The following is a 15580-nucleotide window of genomic DNA, read 5'->3' on the forward strand; positions in this document are numbered from 1 at the left end:
CCGGTGGGCCGGGGGTCCAAGGGCCCAGGCCCAGCTCGCCGGGGTCCGGGGGCCGGCTCACCCGAGGGTCCGGGGTCCGCTTGCCCCAGGGCCCGGGTCCCAGCTCGCCCCGAGAGCCCGGGTGCGGCTCGCCCGAGGGCCCGGGGCCGGCTTGCCCCCAGACCGTCCGGGGTCCGCTTGCCGTAGGGCCCTGGTTCCAGCTGACCCCAAGGCCCGGGGGCAGCTCGCCCCGAGAGCCCGGGGTCCGCTTGCCCCCCGGAACGTCCGGAGCCCGCTTGCCTCAGAGCCCGGGTCCCAGCTCGCCCCGAGAGCCCGGGGTCCGCTTGCCCCCCGGAACGTCCGGAGCCCGCTTGCCTCAGAGCCCGGGTCCCAGCTCGCCCCGAGAGCCCGGGGTCCGCTTGCCCTAGGGCACGGCGTCCGCTTGCCCCCAGACCGTCCGGAGCCCGCCTGCCCTAGGGCCCGCGGGCAGCCCGCCCCGAGAGCCCGGGGTCCAGCTGGCACCAGAGCCCGGGGTCCGCTTCCCCCCGGAACGTCCGCCGGGCCCTGCCGCCCGACCCGCTGTCATCTCGCCTCGACCGCCGCTTCTGGCCAGGCACGCTGGGGCTCGCTGGGCCGATCGGTGTAGATTCGTGACCAGAGCCAGACGTCGCTGCTGATGGCGGTCGGTCGGTCCCCCGTGGGACCCGGCCGAGGGAGAGAGGGCCTCCGACGGACTGCGCTGCGAGCGCGTTCGGGCACTCCCATGCCCATCGCCGCGCCCGCAGACCAGCCGTACCCACCCTCGCCACCAACCCACGAGGAGCAGCCCGCATGACGACTGTCGCCACCGGCGCCGGCCAGGACTTCAAGGTCGCCGACCTCTCCCTCGCCGCCTTCGGCCGCAAGGAGATCACCCTCGCCGAGCACGAGATGCCCGGCCTGATGTCGATCCGCAAGGAGTACGCCGCCACGCAGCCGCTGGCCGGCGCCCGCATCACCGGCTCCCTGCACATGACCGTGCAGACCGCCGTGCTGATCGAGACCCTGGTCGCCCTCGGCGCCGAGGTCCGCTGGGCCTCCTGCAACATCTTCTCCACCCAGGACCACGCCGCCGCCGCCATCGCGGTCGGCCCGAACGGCACCCCGGACGCCCCCGCCGGCGTCCCGGTCTACGCCTGGAAGGGCGAGACCCTCGAGGAGTACTGGTGGTGCACGGAGCAGGCGCTGACCTGGCCGAACACCCCCACCGGCGGCCCGAACATGATCCTGGACGACGGCGGCGACGCCACCCTCCTGGTGCACAAGGGCGTCGAGTTCGAGAAGGCCGGCGCGGCCCCGGACCCCTCGACGGCGGACTCCGAGGAGTACGCCCACATCCTCACCCTGCTGAACCGCACCCTGGGTGAGAACCCCCAGAAGTGGACCCAGCTCGCCTCCGAGATCCGCGGCGTGACGGAGGAGACCACCACCGGTGTCCACCGCCTCTACGAGATGATGCGCGACGGCGTCCTCCTCTTCCCGGCGATCAACGTGAACGACGCCGTGACGAAGTCGAAGTTCGACAACAAGTACGGCTGCCGCCACTCCCTGATCGACGGCATCAACCGCGCCACCGACGTCCTCATCGGCGGCAAGACCGCGGTTGTGTGCGGCTACGGCGACGTCGGCAAGGGCTGCGCCGAGTCCCTGCGCGGCCAGGGCGCCCGCGTCATCGTCACCGAGATCGACCCGATCTGCGCGCTCCAGGCGGCGATGGACGGCTACCAGGTCACGACCCTTGACGAGGTCGTCGACAAGGCGGACATCTTCATCACCACGACGGGCAACAAGGACATCATCATGGCCGCCGACATGGCCAAGATGAAGCACCAGGCGATCGTCGGGAACATCGGCCACTTCGACAACGAGATCGACATGGCCGGCCTGGCCAAGATCCCCGGCGTCGTCAAGGACGAGGTCAAGCCCCAGGTGCACACCTGGACCTTCCCCGACGGCAAGGTGCTGATCGTCCTCTCCGAGGGCCGCCTGCTGAACCTCGGCAACGCGACCGGTCACCCCTCCTTCGTCATGTCCAACTCCTTCGCGGACCAGACGCTGGCCCAGATCGAGCTGTTCACCAAGACGTCCGAGTACCCGACCGACGTCTACGTGCTGCCCAAGCACCTCGACGAGAAGGTCGCCCGCCTCCACCTGGACGCGCTGGGCGTCAAGCTCACCGAACTCCGCCCGGAGCAGGCCGCGTACATCGGCGTCGAGGTCGACGGCCCGTACAAGCCGGACCACTACCGCTACTGAGCCCCGACACCCCGAGGACTACAGGGCCGCCAGGCCCAACGGGCCCTGTAGTCACCGGAGTTGACGGCACCGCCGACCCGGCCTCCGCCGGCACTCGGGCTCCACCGGTACGTCATCGGGTATGTCATCGGTACTGAGGCAGGCCCCCGCACCCCCGTGACGGGGGCCTGCCCCATACCGCTCCACACCGAGTCAGCGCCTGACTCCCGAGGACCCCGAGACCCCATGCCCCGCGGCCGATATTCGCTTCACGATCCCCACGACCACACCCCTCTCGGCGAAGAACACTTCCACTGCGCGCCCGGCCCTTCCGGCTGGCGCTACGTATCCCAGCGCACCACCCCCTCCGGAGACCACGCGGGCTCCGTAGACCTCGCACTCGACGAGCTCGGGCGACCGATCCGCCTCGAACTCCATGCCGCGGCCTGGCAGGTACGAGGCGCCGCGCTCGACGGCGTCACCTGGGTCCGTACGGACCCTTCCGGGACCCATGCCACCGAAGGCAATGTGCGCGCCCACGCCTTCGCCGGCGGTTCCCCCGCGTTTCTCGTCGCCACCTCCCGTCTGCTCCGCCTGACCCCGCAGTCCCCGACGACGCGCGTCCGCCTCGTCACCTTCACGGACCCGGTCCTCGCCCCCCGAACGATCGACCAGTCCTGGTCCCTGCTGAAAAGTGAAGCGCACGCCACTGACAATGGCCCCCTGATCGTGGACGAGTACCAGGTCAGCGCCCTGGACACGGGGGAGCAGCACAACATCCACATCGCCGGCGACGTCGTCCTCGCGGCGCCCGGCATCGAGCTGGAATCCCTGGAATCCCCACCCTCGACGTTCCCGGTGCCGTAACTGGCACGGCCGGCCCGGCCGGCTGCCAGGACGAACCCAGCGGGCCTGGGCGGGCCTACGCGGCCGGGGCGAACCCAGCGCGGGCCTGGCCGGGCCTACGCGGCCGGGACGAACCCAGCGCGGGCCTGGCCGGGCCTACGCGGCCAGGGCGAACCCAGTGCGGGCCTGGGCGGGCTTAGGCGGGCGGGGCGAACCCGGTCGAACGCACCGGGCCCTCGGCGCCTTCCCGGCCCGCCCGTTCCGCCGACGCGTCCGTCTCATGCGACGCGACCATGGCGCCCGGCCCAGCCCAACTGCCTGCCCCAGCCACCACCTCAGGCCTGCCAGCCCCACCCGAACCACCCGACGCGGACCGGCCCAATGGCGCCCAGCTCTGAGCGGGTTGAGCAGGTTGAGCGGCCTGCGGGGGCGCGCCTGCGCCGGGTTGCGCGGTCGGCAGGGGCGGGCCCGCGGCGATGCCCTGCCCCGCCCACGCCCCCTGAACTCCCGGCCCGACGACGCCCGGACGTACCGACCCGAACGCCCGCCGTGCATCACGAGCCTGACGCTCACTCACCACAGCGGCCAGATACGCGGCAGGCGGTACACCTCCGGGCGCCGGCGCACCCGTGCAAGCCGCCATCTCCTCGGCCAGGCGAACCGACATCGTCCAGCTCACCTGCGGGTCGAGCTGCCGCATCCGCGTCAGGTACTGGCGCACCGCCAGCCACAGCCCGTCCGGCACGCGCGACAGATCAAGCCCGGCGAACCGCCCCACCAGCCACGGCGGGGGCGGCGGAACGGCCGCGGCCCATCCCGAGGAAACCCGCTCGCGCACGACCAACGTCCCCGCGAACACATCCCCGAGGCGCCGCCCGCGTGCGGAGACGAGCGAGGCGATGCAGCCCACGATCCCGAACGTCAGCAGGATCTCGACGACCCCCATGGCCCCGCGCACCAGCGCGTGCCGAAACCGGATGGGCCCGCCGTCGTCCCGCACCACTCGCAGTCCGCAGGCCAGCTTCCCCAGCGACCGCCCGTGCGTCAGCGTCTCGACGGCGATGGGCGCACCGACCAGCACGAGCAGGAAGAGGGACACCGTTATCGCAGCCTGGGCGGCGTCATCCATGGAAGCGGTGGCCAGCAACATGATCAACGAAACCAATATGTAGGCCGCCCACACCACAGCCAGATCAATCACCAACGCCAATGCCCGACTCGGCAACCGCGCAGGCCGCAGCCCCAGTACGACCGCATCCCCCGTGACCAGCGCGCTCACTCGATACCCCACCCCTCACACACGACGACCTGCCCCACCCTCGGATCCCCCCAGTCTGCCAAGCTGGCCCGCAGCGCGCCGCAGTAGTACGGACCGTACGCACCCAGTGCCTGGAGCAGCAGCAGAACATGGACCTCGACGTCTTCGTGACCGCCCACCACACGGAGTGGGACCGACTCGAACACCTCCTGCGCCGCGGCCGCCGCCTCACGGGCGCCGAGGCGGACGAGTTGGTGACGCTCTACCAGCGCACCTCGACCCATCTCTCCCTCATACAGACGACCGCCCCGGACCCCCAGCTCACGGCCCGGCTGACCCAACTGGTGGCCCGCGCACGCTCCACCGTGACCGGCACCCGCCGCGCGAGCTGGCGTGACGCGGCCCGATTCCTCACGGCGGGCTTCCCCGCGGCCGTCTACCGCTCGCGCCGCTGGTGGATCCCGACAGCCCTGATCTCCATCGGGGTCTCCGCGGTCATCGGCTGGTGGATCGCCACCCACCCCGAGGTCCAGTCCGCGCTCGCCGCCCCTGACGCCCTGCGCCAGATGACTAGGCCGGGCGGCGAGTACGAGACCTACTACTCGAGCCACCCGGCGGCATCCTTCGCGGCGCAGGTCTGGACGAACAACGCCCAGGCAACCGCGATGTGCCTGGTCCTGGGCGCGTTCCTGGGCATCCCCGTCCTCTGGATCCTGCTCCTCAACATGCTCAACCTGGGCGTCGGCATCGGCCTCATGTCCTCGGCCGGCCGCCTCGACACCTTCCTCGGCCTGGTCCTGCCGCACGGCCTCCTGGAGCTGACGGCGGTCTTCGTCGCCGCGGGTACGGGCCTGCGTCTCGGCTGGACCGTGGTGGACCCGGGCCCGCGCACCCGCCGAGCGGCCCTGGCGGAACAGGGCCGGGCAGCGCTGGGCATGGCGATCGGACTGGCCCTGGTGCTGTTCGTCTCCGGGATGATCGAGGGCTTCGTGACCCCCTCCGGCCTCCCGACCTGGGCCCGAATCACCCTGGGCATCGCCGCCGAGCTGGCGTTCCTGGTCTACGTCTACGTCCTGGGCGGCCGAGCCGTACGGGCCGGGGAGGTGGGCGACGTCGAGGAAACGGGCCGCAGCGCCGAACTCCCGACGGCCGCGTGATGTGCGTACGACGCCTCTGACCTGCTACTGTCCCCTTCGCCCACAAAAACCGTTGACACGGTTCGCGTGGGGAGGTAGATTCAAACGGTTGCCACGGGCTGGACAAGCTCGACAGCACTGACTAACATCTCTCTCGCTCTCCCCGGAAATTGAATTTCCGAGTGATGAGCCATTCCGATTCACCATTCGAAGCAAATGAAGCCGATTCGATCGGTCGAATGACTTCTGATAGAGTCGGAATCGCCGGAAAGGAAAACGCGAAAGCCAAAACCAATTCGGCAGCCCGCTCCAGCGGGTGGCAGAAACGGAAATCGGATCTGCTAAGCTGGAAACACGAAATGCCGAAGGGAAGCGCCCGGAGGAAAGCCCGAGAGGGTGAGTACAAAGGAAGCGTCCGTTCCTTGAGAACTCAACAGCGTGCCAAAAGTCAACGCCAGATTGACAACCCCGTATCCACTCCGGTGGATCGAGGTTCCTTTGAAAAGTCCTGTCGGCCTTCACGGTCGGCAGGCGATTACACAGCGAGGACGCTGTGGACGGGCCGCCTTATTCCGGCGGTTCCGTCCCGCTCTTACGTGATGTGTGCACCCGATTACGGGTAAACATTCATGGAGAGTTTGATCCTGGCTCAGGACGAACGCTGGCGGCGTGCTTAACACATGCAAGTCGAACGATGAAGCCCTTCGGGGTGGATTAGTGGCGAACGGGTGAGTAACACGTGGGCAATCTGCCCTTCACTCTGGGACAAGCCCTGGAAACGGGGTCTAATACCGGATAACACTCCTCAGGGCATCTTGAGGGGTTAAAAGCTCCGGCGGTGAAGGATGAGCCCGCGGCCTATCAGCTTGTTGGTGGGGTAATGGCCTACCAAGGCGACGACGGGTAGCCGGCCTGAGAGGGCGACCGGCCACACTGGGACTGAGACACGGCCCAGACTCCTACGGGAGGCAGCAGTGGGGAATATTGCACAATGGGCGAAAGCCTGATGCAGCGACGCCGCGTGAGGGATGACGGCCTTCGGGTTGTAAACCTCTTTCAGCAGGGAAGAAGCGAAAGTGACGGTACCTGCAGAAGAAGCGCCGGCTAACTACGTGCCAGCAGCCGCGGTAATACGTAGGGCGCAAGCGTTGTCCGGAATTATTGGGCGTAAAGAGCTCGTAGGCGGCTTGTCACGTCGGATGTGAAAGCCCGGGGCTTAACCCCGGGTCTGCATTCGATACGGGCTAGCTAGAGTGTGGTAGGGGAGATCGGAATTCCTGGTGTAGCGGTGAAATGCGCAGATATCAGGAGGAACACCGGTGGCGAAGGCGGATCTCTGGGCCATTACTGACGCTGAGGAGCGAAAGCGTGGGGAGCGAACAGGATTAGATACCCTGGTAGTCCACGCCGTAAACGTTGGGAACTAGGTGTTGGCGACATTCCACGTCGTCGGTGCCGCAGCTAACGCATTAAGTTCCCCGCCTGGGGAGTACGGCCGCAAGGCTAAAACTCAAAGGAATTGACGGGGGCCCGCACAAGCAGCGGAGCATGTGGCTTAATTCGACGCAACGCGAAGAACCTTACCAAGGCTTGACATATACCGGAAACGGCTAGAGATAGTCGCCCCCTTGTGGTCGGTATACAGGTGGTGCATGGCTGTCGTCAGCTCGTGTCGTGAGATGTTGGGTTAAGTCCCGCAACGAGCGCAACCCTTGTTCTGTGTTGCCAGCATGCCCTTCGGGGTGATGGGGACTCACAGGAGACTGCCGGGGTCAACTCGGAGGAAGGTGGGGACGACGTCAAGTCATCATGCCCCTTATGTCTTGGGCTGCACACGTGCTACAATGGCCGGTACAAAGAGCTGCGATGCCGCGAGGCGGAGCGAATCTCAAAAAGCCGGTCTCAGTTCGGATTGGGGTCTGCAACTCGACCCCATGAAGTCGGAGTTGCTAGTAATCGCAGATCAGCATTGCTGCGGTGAATACGTTCCCGGGCCTTGTACACACCGCCCGTCACGTCACGAAAGTCGGTAACACCCGAAGCCGGTGGCCCAACCCCTTGTGGGAGGGAGCTGTCGAAGGTGGGACTGGCGATTGGGACGAAGTCGTAACAAGGTAGCCGTACCGGAAGGTGCGGCTGGATCACCTCCTTTCTAAGGAGCACAGCACCGTCTGTAGACACATGTTCTACACGGTCAGCTCATGGGTGGAACGTTGACTATTCGGCACCAGTTGGATCGGTGGGTTTGCGAGTACTGCTTCGGCGTGGAAAGCGAACACATCAACTGGCTGGACCGGGCACGCTGTTGGGTATCTGAAGGTACGGCCGAAAGGCTGCCTTCAGTGCCGGCCCCAGTGAACTCGAACCGTTTGGTTCGGGGTGGTGGGTGGCTGGTCGTTGTTTGAGAACTGCACAGTGGACGCGAGCATCTGTGGCCAAGTTTTTAAGGGCGCACGGTGGATGCCTTGGCACCAGGAACCGATGAAGGACGTGGGAGGCCACGATAGTCCCCGGGGAGCCGTCAACCAGGCTTTGATCCGGGGGTTTCCGAATGGGGAAACCCGGCAGTCGTCATGGGCTGTCACCCATACCTGAACACATAGGGTATGTGGAGGGAACGAGGGGAAGTGAAACATCTCAGTACCCTCAGGAAGAGAAAACAACCGTGATTCCGGGAGTAGTGGCGAGCGAAACCGGATGAGGCCAAACCGTATGCGTGTGATACCCGGCAGGGGTTGCGCATGCGGGGTTGTGGGATCTCTCTTTCACAGTCTGCCGGCTGTGAGGCGAGTCAGAAACCGTTGGTGTAGGCGAAGGACATGCGAAAGGTCCGGCGTAGAGGGTAAGACCCCCGTAGCTGAAACATCAACGGCTCGTTTGAGAGACACCCAAGTAGCACGGGGCCCGAGAAATCCCGTGTGAATCTGGCGGGACCACCCGCTAAGCCTAAATATTCCCTGGTGACCGATAGCGGATAGTACCGTGAGGGAATGGTGAAAAGTACCGCGGGAGCGGAGTGAAATAGTACCTGAAACCGTGTGCCTACAAGCCGTGGGAGCGTCGCTGTATGTGCTTGCACATACAGTCGTGACTGCGTGCCTTTTGAAGAATGAGCCTGCGAGTTAGCGGTGTGTAGCGAGGTTAACCCGTGTGGGGAAGCCGTAGCGAAAGCGAGTCCGAACAGGGCGATTGAGTTGCACGCTCTAGACCCGAAGCGGAGTGATCTAGCCATGGGCAGGTTGAAGCGGCTGTAAGAGGTCGTGGAGGACCGAACCCACCAGGGTTGAAAACCTGGGGGATGACCTGTGGTTAGGGGTGAAAGGCCAATCAAACTCCGTGATAGCTGGTTCTCCCCGAAATGCATTTAGGTGCAGCGTCGTGTGTTTCTTGCCGGAGGTAGAGCACTGGATAGGCGATGGGCCCTACCGGGTTACTGACCTTAGCCAAACTCCGAATGCCGGTAAGTGAGAGCGCGGCAGTGAGACTGTGGGGGATAAGCTCCATGGTCGAGAGGGAAACAGCCCAGAGCATCGACTAAGGCCCCTAAGCGTACGCTAAGTGGGAAAGGATGTGGAGTCGCAGAGACAACCAGGAGGTTGGCTTAGAAGCAGCCACCCTTGAAAGAGTGCGTAATAGCTCACTGGTCAAGTGATTCCGCGCCGACAATGTAGCGGGGCTCAAGCGTACCGCCGAAGTCGTGTCATTCCAGCACATACCCCCAACGGGGGCTGGGATGGGTAGGGGAGCGTCGTGTGCCGGGTGAAGCCGCAGCGGAAGCTAGTGGTGGACGGTTCACGAGTGAGAATGCAGGCATGAGTAGCGATACACACGTGAGAAACGTGTGCGCCGATTGACTAAGGGTTCCTGGGTCAAGCTGATCTGCCCAGGGTAAGTCGGGACCTAAGGCGAGGCCGACAGGCGTAGTCGATGGACAACCGGTTGATATTCCGGTACCCGCTTTGAAACGCCCAGTATCGAATCAGGCGATGCTAAGCCCGTGAAGCCGTTCCGGACCCTTCGGGGAAAGGAAAGTGGTGGAGCCGGTGACCCAGACTTGTAGTAGGTAAGCGATGGGGTGACGCAGGAAGGTAGTCCAGCCCGGGCGGTGGTTGTCCCGGGGTAAGGGTGTAGGCCGTGCGGTAGGCAAATCCGTCGCACATTAAGGCTGAGACCTGATGCCGAGCCGATTGTGGTGAAGTGGATGATCCTATGCTGTCGAGAAAAGCCTCTAGCGAGTTTCATGGCGGCCCGTACCCTAAACCGACTCAGGTGGTCAGGTAGAGAATACCGAGGCGTTCGGGTGAACTATGGTTAAGGAACTCGGCAAAATGCCCCCGTAACTTCGGGAGAAGGGGGGCCATCACTGGTGATCCGATTTACTCGGTGAGCTGGGGGTGGCCGCAGAGACCAGCGAGAAGCGACTGTTTACTAAAAACACAGGTCCGTGCGAAGCCGTAAGGCGATGTATACGGACTGACGCCTGCCCGGTGCTGGAACGTTAAGGGGACCGGTTAGTCACATTTCGGTGTGGCGAAGCTGAGAACTTAAGCGCCAGTAAACGGCGGTGGTAACTATAACCATCCTAAGGTAGCGAAATTCCTTGTCGGGTAAGTTCCGACCTGCACGAATGGCGTAACGACTTCTCGACTGTCTCAACCATAGGCCCGGTGAAATTGCACTACGAGTAAAGATGCTCGTTTCGCGCAGCAGGACGGAAAGACCCCGGGACCTTTACTACAGTTTGATATTGGTGTTCGGTTCGGCTTGTGTAGGATAGGTGGGAGACTTTGAAGCGGCCACGCCAGTGGTTGTGGAGTCGTCGTTGAAATACCACTCTGGTCGTGCTGGATGTCTAACCTCGGTCCGTGATCCGGATCAGGGACAGTGTCTGATGGGTAGTTTAACTGGGGCGGTTGCCTCCTAAAGAGTAACGGAGGCGCCCAAAGGTTCCCTCAGCCTGGTTGGCAATCAGGTGTTGAGTGTAAGTGCACAAGGGAGCTTGACTGTGAGACCGACGGGTCGAGCAGGGACGAAAGTCGGGACTAGTGATCCGGCGGTGGCTTGTGGAAGCGCCGTCGCTCAACGGATAAAAGGTACCCCGGGGATAACAGGCTGATCTTCCCCAAGAGTCCATATCGACGGGATGGTTTGGCACCTCGATGTCGGCTCGTCGCATCCTGGGGCTGGAGTCGGTCCCAAGGGTTGGGCTGTTCGCCCATTAAAGCGGTACGCGAGCTGGGTTTAGAACGTCGTGAGACAGTTCGGTCCCTATCCGCTGCGCGCGCAGGAACATTGAGAAGGGCTGTCCCTAGTACGAGAGGACCGGGACGGACGAACCTCTGGTGTGCCAGTTGTCCTGCCAAGGGCATGGCTGGTTGGCTACGTTCGGAAAGGATAACCGCTGAAAGCATCTAAGCGGGAAGCCTGCTTCGAGATGAGTGTTCCCACCTCCTTGAGAGGGTAAGGCTCCCAGTAGACGACTGGGTTGATAGGCCAGATGTGGAAGCCCGGTAACGGGTGGAGCTGACTGGTACTAATAGGCCGAGGGCTTGTCCTCAGTTGCTCGCGTCCACTGTGTTTGTTCTGAAGCAATGAACTCCCGCATGCCCTGTTGGGTGTGTGCCGGTTGAGTTCAACTTCATAGTGTTTCGGTGGTCATAGCGTTAGGGAAACGCCCGGTTACATTCCGAACCCGGAAGCTAAGCCTTTCAGCGCCGATGGTACTTCAGGGGGGACCCTGTGGGAGAGTAGGACGCCGCCGAACAAATTTTAGGGGAAAGCCCCGCACCAGACCGTAGAAATACGGTCACGGTGCGGGGCTTTTTCGCGTTCACGGCGGGTAATTTGTCAAGCGTTGCTTTTTGAGGAGGGGGCGGGGAAAGCCCCGCCCCCTCCTCCGTCTTCTCGCGTGCTACAGGCGGCCCGCCGCTTTCAGGTCGAGGTAGGCGTCGGCCAGAGCGGGGGCCAGTTCGTCGGGGGTGGCGTCGACCACGGTGACGCCGTGGCGCCTCAGTTTGTCGGCCGTGCGGCGGCGCTGTTCCTGTGTTTGGGCGGCTGCTGCGGACGCGTACACCGCCTCGACGTCCCCGCGCGCGGCCGCCATGTGCTTGATGTACGGATCGGCCACCGCTGCCACCAGGACCGTATGACGCTGGGTGAGTTGGGGCAGTACGGGGAGCAGGCCCTCCTCGACCGCCGCGGTGTCCAGGCTGGTGAGCAGGACGATGAGGGAGCGGCGGGGTGCGTGGGTGAGGGCCGCTGCGCTGAGGCCGCGGGCGTCGGTTTCGATCAGGGACGCTTCGAGCGGGGCCATCGCGTTGACCAGCGCGGGCAGCAGCTCGCCTGCGGCTCGTCCCTGGACCCGGGCGCGTACGCGTCGGTCGTAGGCGAGGAGGTCGACCCGGTCGCCGGCTCGGGAGGCGAGGGCGGCGAGGAGGAGTCCGGCGTCCATGGCAGCGTCGAGACGGGGTACGTCACCGACGCGGCCGGCTGCGGTTCGGCCGGTGTCGAGGACGATGAGGACATGGCGGTCGCGTTCCGGTCGCCAGGTGCGTACGGCGACGTTGTTGTTGCGGGCGGTGGCCCGCCAGTCGATGGAGCGGGTGTCGTCGCCGGGAACGTACTCGCGGAGGCTGTCGAATTCGGTGCCTTCGCCGCGGGTCAACACACTGGTGCGGCCGTCGAGTTCGCGGAGCCGGGCCAGGCGGGACGGCAGGTGCTTGCGGCTGGTGAACGGCGGTAGGACGCGTACCGACCAGGGGACCTGATGGCTGCCCTGGCGGGCGGCCAGGCCGAGGGGGCCGTACGAGCGGACCGTGACGCGGTCCGCCTGGCGGTCGCCCCGGCGTGTTGGACGCAGGGGTGTGGTCAAGCGGCTGCGTTCGCCGGCCGGGACCGTCAACGGGTGCCGGGAGGCGGCCTGTTCGGCTTCGGACGACCAGCTGCTGGGGGGCCAGGCGTCTCTGAGCTGGGCGCGGAGGCGCCGGTTCGACGGGTTGGTGACGGTGAGGGACACCGTGGCCGCGTCACCCAGTCGAACGGATGTATCACCACTTCGGGTGAACTGGAGCTTTCGCACTGGCGCGGCGCAGGCGTAGTCGCACAGAATTGCGAGTGCAAGGGGAGCATTGACCGCGAGCATCCCGGTCCAGCCCGGGGCGAAGACACCGACCGGGAGGGAACCGATGGCGGCCAGGAGTGCGGAGCGTCCGGTGAGGGCCATGGGGTCGCCTCAGCGGGGCACGGGGACGTGGGCGAGGACGGAAGTGATGACGGAGTCGGCGGTGACGCCCTCCATCTCGGCTTCTGGGCGCAGTTGGACGCGGTGGCGAAGTGTGGGGAGTGCCAGGGCTTTCACATCGTCCGGGATGACGTAGTCCCGTCCGGTGAGCCAGGCCCAGGCCCGGGCCGTGGAGAGCAGGGCGGTGGCGCCTCGCGGGGAGACCCCGAGGCTGAGCGAGGGGGATTCACGCGTGGCACGACAGATATCGACGACATAGCCGGTGATCTCGGGTGAGACCGAGGTCTTGGCGACGGCGGCGCGGGCGGCTTCGAGGTCTGCCGGGCCGGCCACGGGGCGCAGCCCCGCCCCCTTCAAGTCGCGGGGGTTGAAGCCGATCGCGTGCCGGGCCAGGACGTCCATCTCGTCCTGGCGGGAGGGCAGCGGGACCGTCAACTTCAGCAGGAAGCGGTCCAGTTGGGCCTCGGGCAGAGGGTACGTGCCCTCGTACTCGACCGGGTTCTGGGTGGCGGCCACCAGGAACGGGTCGGGCAGGAGACGCGGCGTGCCGTCCACCGTGACCTGACGCTCCTCCATGGCTTCGAGCAGGGACGACTGGGTCTTCGGCGGGGTCCGGTTGATCTCGTCCGCGAGCAGCAGATTGGTGAACACCGGCCCGGGCTGGAAGGAGAACTCCGCCGTACGGGCGTCGTAGATGAGCGAGCCGGTGACGTCGCTCGGCATCAGATCGGGGGTGAACTGGACGCGCTTCGTGTCGAGTTGGAGGGAGGCGGCCAGGGCCCGCACCAGGAGGGTCTTGGCGACGCCCGGTACGCCTTCGAGCAGCACATGGCCGCGGCACAGGAGGGCGACAACGAGGCCGGTGACGGCGGAGTCCTGGCCGACGACGGCCTTGGCGATCTCGGCGCGCAGGGCTTCGAGGGAAGCGCGGGCGTCGTCCGGGGTCGCTGTGGGCTCCGGGGTGCGGTCGCTCATGAAGTGCGTACCTCTCTTTCGAGGGCGTCCAGTTCGTCCGCGAGGCGGACAAGTGCGGCGTCGTCGGCCGGGGTTGGGCCGAAGAGCAGGGAAAGGGGGTCACGGCCGGTCGCGGGGATCCGGGTGGAGACGGCCGGGATGAGAACGTCGGGGGAGTGCGCTGCCGAGGCGGCGACGCCGAGGAGGGGAGCCAGGCGGGTGCGGCTGGCGGAGCGCAGGGTTTGGGCCGCGCGGTCGCGGGCGTTGGCCTTGCGGTAGAGGCGGGCGCGGCCTTCGGTCGCCTCGGAGGCGCGGACGGCGACCGGGAGTCGCTCGGTGACGAGCGGGCCGAGTCGGCGGGCCCGCCAGATCGCGGCCAGTGCGGCGGCGAGGGCGAGTTGGAGGGTGGCCCAGAGCCATCCGGACGGGATCAGGTCGAAGAACGAGCGTGTGCCGCCGTCGGTGGCCGAAGCGTCACCCAGGGAGGGGAGGTACCAGACCAGATGGGGGCGAGTGCCGAGCAGGTGCAGGGCGAGGGAGGCGTTGCCCTCCTCGTCGAGGTGGTCATTGACGAGAAGGTCCGGGGCGCCGAGCAGGACGGTGTCGCCCTGGCCGGGGCCGGGGATGCGGAGCACGGTGGGGAGGCCGGCGGCCGGGTAGCAGCCGTCGCTGCGCTCGTCGGGGGCCGAGTAGCGGACGCCTCCGGTGCTCGCGCGGCCCGCCTTGGTCGCGGCGGGCTGGGTGCAGCCGGGGTCGCGCGGCTTGACGGAGGCGGGGCCCTCGGCGTGTACGTCAGGGGCGAGGACGCCGAGCGACGGCGCGGTGGGGGCGATGAGGATCGTACGGCCACCGGATTCGGCGGTGGCGGCGCGGAGTTGGCGCTGCTGGCCCTCGGTCAGGAGGTCGGGGACCGTGATCAGGAGGGTGGTGTCGGGGCCGGCGGCGGCCGTCGCCTCGTCGAGGGTGGTGACCACGCGGGTGGACACGCCCTGGGAGGTGAGGAGCTGAGCGACGGCCCGGGTGCCGTTCTGGTCCGCGGAGCGCGGATCGAGGCCGCCGTGCTGGGAGTTGGTGGTGTGCAGTGCGGCGATGGCGATGCCGGCGGCTATGAGGATGACGAGAGCGAGGACGAGTCCGCGGGTGCGGGTCCACACCTGGCGGGCGGTGGCCGAGGTGGAGGTGGGGGCGGCCGTCGTGGCGGTCATGCGGTGGCCCCTTGGGGTGCGTCGCTCAGCGCGGGCTTCGCGGCGTCGAGGTCCCGGTCGAGGTCGCGCAGCCGTATGTATGTCGCCTCGTCGGCGGTGCGGCCGCCGTATGTGACGTCGTCGAACGCCCGGGCTGCGGCGCGGAGTCGGACGGCATGGCCGGGCAGCGGGCGGCCCGCTTCGGCGGCGGCCTCGTCGGCGGTCCGGCCGGGGCGGGGATCGAGGAGGGCGCGTTCTTCGAGTGCGCGGACGATGGCGCGCATCCGCTCCTGGACGGCCGCGTTCCAGCGGAAGGCGTTGGCATGTGCCTCGGCCGCGGCGCGGTGCTCCGCGGCGCTGCGCGGGCGGTCGTCGAAGACGGTGCCGCCCGAGGAGATGGCCCGCTGCGGGGTGCCGAGCCGCCACCACAGGGCGGCGACCAGGCCGATGACGAAGACGGCGAGCACGATCAGGCCGAGCGGACCGCCCGGGGTGGCCCCGGACGCCGAGTCGAAGAGCGATCCGATCCAGTCCCAGAACTTGTCGAGGGCACGCTGGAGGAGACTCGGGTCGTGCTGGTGGTACGCCGGGTCGGACAGTTCGCGCTGGGCCGCCTCGCGTGCCCGATCGCGTCCGATGTCCACCGGAGGCGTGCCGGAAGCGCCGGTCAGTACTCGTGCCGTGATGAACCCCCCCGCTCCTGACACTG

At 66.5% G+C, this 15580-nt stretch carries 8 protein-coding genes and 3 rRNA genes; 6 read left to right on the forward strand and 5 right to left on the reverse strand.

Going from position 1 to position 15580, the window contains the following annotated elements; genetic code table 11:
• Positions 1–810: 810 nt before the first annotated feature.
• Together ahcY and DWB77_RS23105 are read left to right on the forward strand one after the other, a co-directional pair.
• Positions 811–2274, forward strand: coding sequence for an adenosylhomocysteinase (gene ahcY / locus DWB77_RS23100; protein WP_120723066.1), 1464 nt, complete (start codon positions 811–813; stop codon positions 2272–2274).
• 225 nt (positions 2275–2499) lie between these two features.
• Complete coding sequence (locus DWB77_RS23105; RefSeq protein ID WP_120723067.1) at positions 2500–3120, forward strand: hypothetical protein; 621 nt, start codon at positions 2500–2502, stop codon at positions 3118–3120.
• A 175-nt stretch (positions 3121–3295) separates the two neighbouring features.
• Here the strand turns inward: DWB77_RS23105 and DWB77_RS23110 are convergent, their stop codons facing one another.
• Positions 3296–4378: an RDD family protein gene (locus DWB77_RS23110; RefSeq protein WP_120723068.1), complete on the reverse strand. Its 1083-nt coding sequence runs from the start codon at positions 4376–4378 to the stop codon at positions 3296–3298.
• A 128-nt stretch (positions 4379–4506) separates the two neighbouring features.
• Between DWB77_RS23110 and DWB77_RS23115 the strand changes: the two genes are divergently transcribed.
• The 4 genes from DWB77_RS23115 (at position 4507) to rrf (ending at position 11257) form a co-directional block, all read left to right on the forward strand.
• Entirely contained in the window at positions 4507–5514 is a 1008-nt protein-coding gene (locus DWB77_RS23115; protein ID WP_120723069.1) for a stage II sporulation protein M, read from the forward strand.
• A gap of 605 nt (positions 5515–6119) precedes the next feature.
• Positions 6120–7645, forward strand: a 16S ribosomal RNA gene (locus tag DWB77_RS23120).
• 281 nt (positions 7646–7926) lie between these two features.
• Positions 7927–11050, forward strand: a 23S ribosomal RNA gene (locus tag DWB77_RS23125).
• A 90-nt stretch (positions 11051–11140) separates the two neighbouring features.
• Positions 11141–11257, forward strand: a 5S ribosomal RNA gene (gene rrf, locus DWB77_RS23130).
• The 16S, 23S and 5S rRNA genes sit together here, the layout of an rRNA operon.
• Before the next feature lie 147 nt (positions 11258–11404).
• On the opposite strand, the gene DWB77_RS23135 is transcribed toward rrf, so the two are convergent.
• Genes DWB77_RS23135 through DWB77_RS23150 form a run of 4 tightly spaced genes read right to left on the reverse strand, consistent with a single transcriptional unit; the run spans position 11405 to position 15578 of the window.
• Positions 11405–12715 carry a DUF58 domain-containing protein gene (locus DWB77_RS23135; protein ID WP_120723070.1) on the reverse strand — a complete coding sequence of 437 codons (1311 nt, stop codon included), beginning with the start codon at positions 12713–12715 and terminating at the stop codon, positions 11405–11407.
• Positions 12716–12724: 9 nt separating this feature from the next.
• On the reverse strand, positions 12725–13708 hold the full coding sequence (locus DWB77_RS23140) for an AAA family ATPase (protein ID WP_120723071.1): 984 nt from the start codon (positions 13706–13708) through the stop codon (positions 12725–12727).
• On the reverse strand, positions 13705–14892 hold the full coding sequence (locus tag DWB77_RS23145; protein WP_120723072.1) for a DUF4350 domain-containing protein: 1188 nt from the start codon (positions 14890–14892) through the stop codon (positions 13705–13707). Before DWB77_RS23145 ends, DWB77_RS23140 begins: the two co-directional genes overlap by 4 nt.
• Positions 14889–15578: a DUF4129 domain-containing protein gene (locus DWB77_RS23150; protein WP_120723073.1), complete on the reverse strand. Its 690-nt coding sequence runs from the start codon at positions 15576–15578 to the stop codon at positions 14889–14891. Before DWB77_RS23150 ends, DWB77_RS23145 begins: the two co-directional genes overlap by 4 nt.
• Positions 15579–15580 lie beyond the last annotated feature (2 nt).

The sequence above is a fragment of the Streptomyces hundungensis genome (genome assembly GCF_003627815.1).
Lineage (GTDB): Bacteria > Actinomycetota > Actinomycetes > Streptomycetales > Streptomycetaceae > Streptomyces > Streptomyces hundungensis_A.

Bases quoted from the DNA above. Each gene is read 5' to 3' on its own strand.
- ahcY (WP_120723066.1), top strand. From the start codon at position 811: ATGACGACTGTCGCCACCGGCGCCGGCCAGGACTTCAAGGTCGCCGAC.
- DWB77_RS23140 (WP_120723071.1), bottom strand. From the start codon at position 13,708: ATGAGCGACCGCACCCCGGAGCCCACAGCGACCCCGGACGACGCCCGC.
- DWB77_RS23145 (WP_120723072.1), bottom strand. From the start codon at position 14,892: ATGACCGCCACGACGGCCGCCCCCACCTCCACCTCGGCCACCGCCCGC.
- DWB77_RS23135 (WP_120723070.1), bottom strand. From the start codon at position 12,715: ATGGCCCTCACCGGACGCTCCGCACTCCTGGCCGCCATCGGTTCCCTC.
- DWB77_RS23105 (WP_120723067.1), top strand. From the start codon at position 2,500: ATGCCCCGCGGCCGATATTCGCTTCACGATCCCCACGACCACACCCCT.
- DWB77_RS23115 (WP_120723069.1), top strand. From the start codon at position 4,507: ATGGACCTCGACGTCTTCGTGACCGCCCACCACACGGAGTGGGACCGA.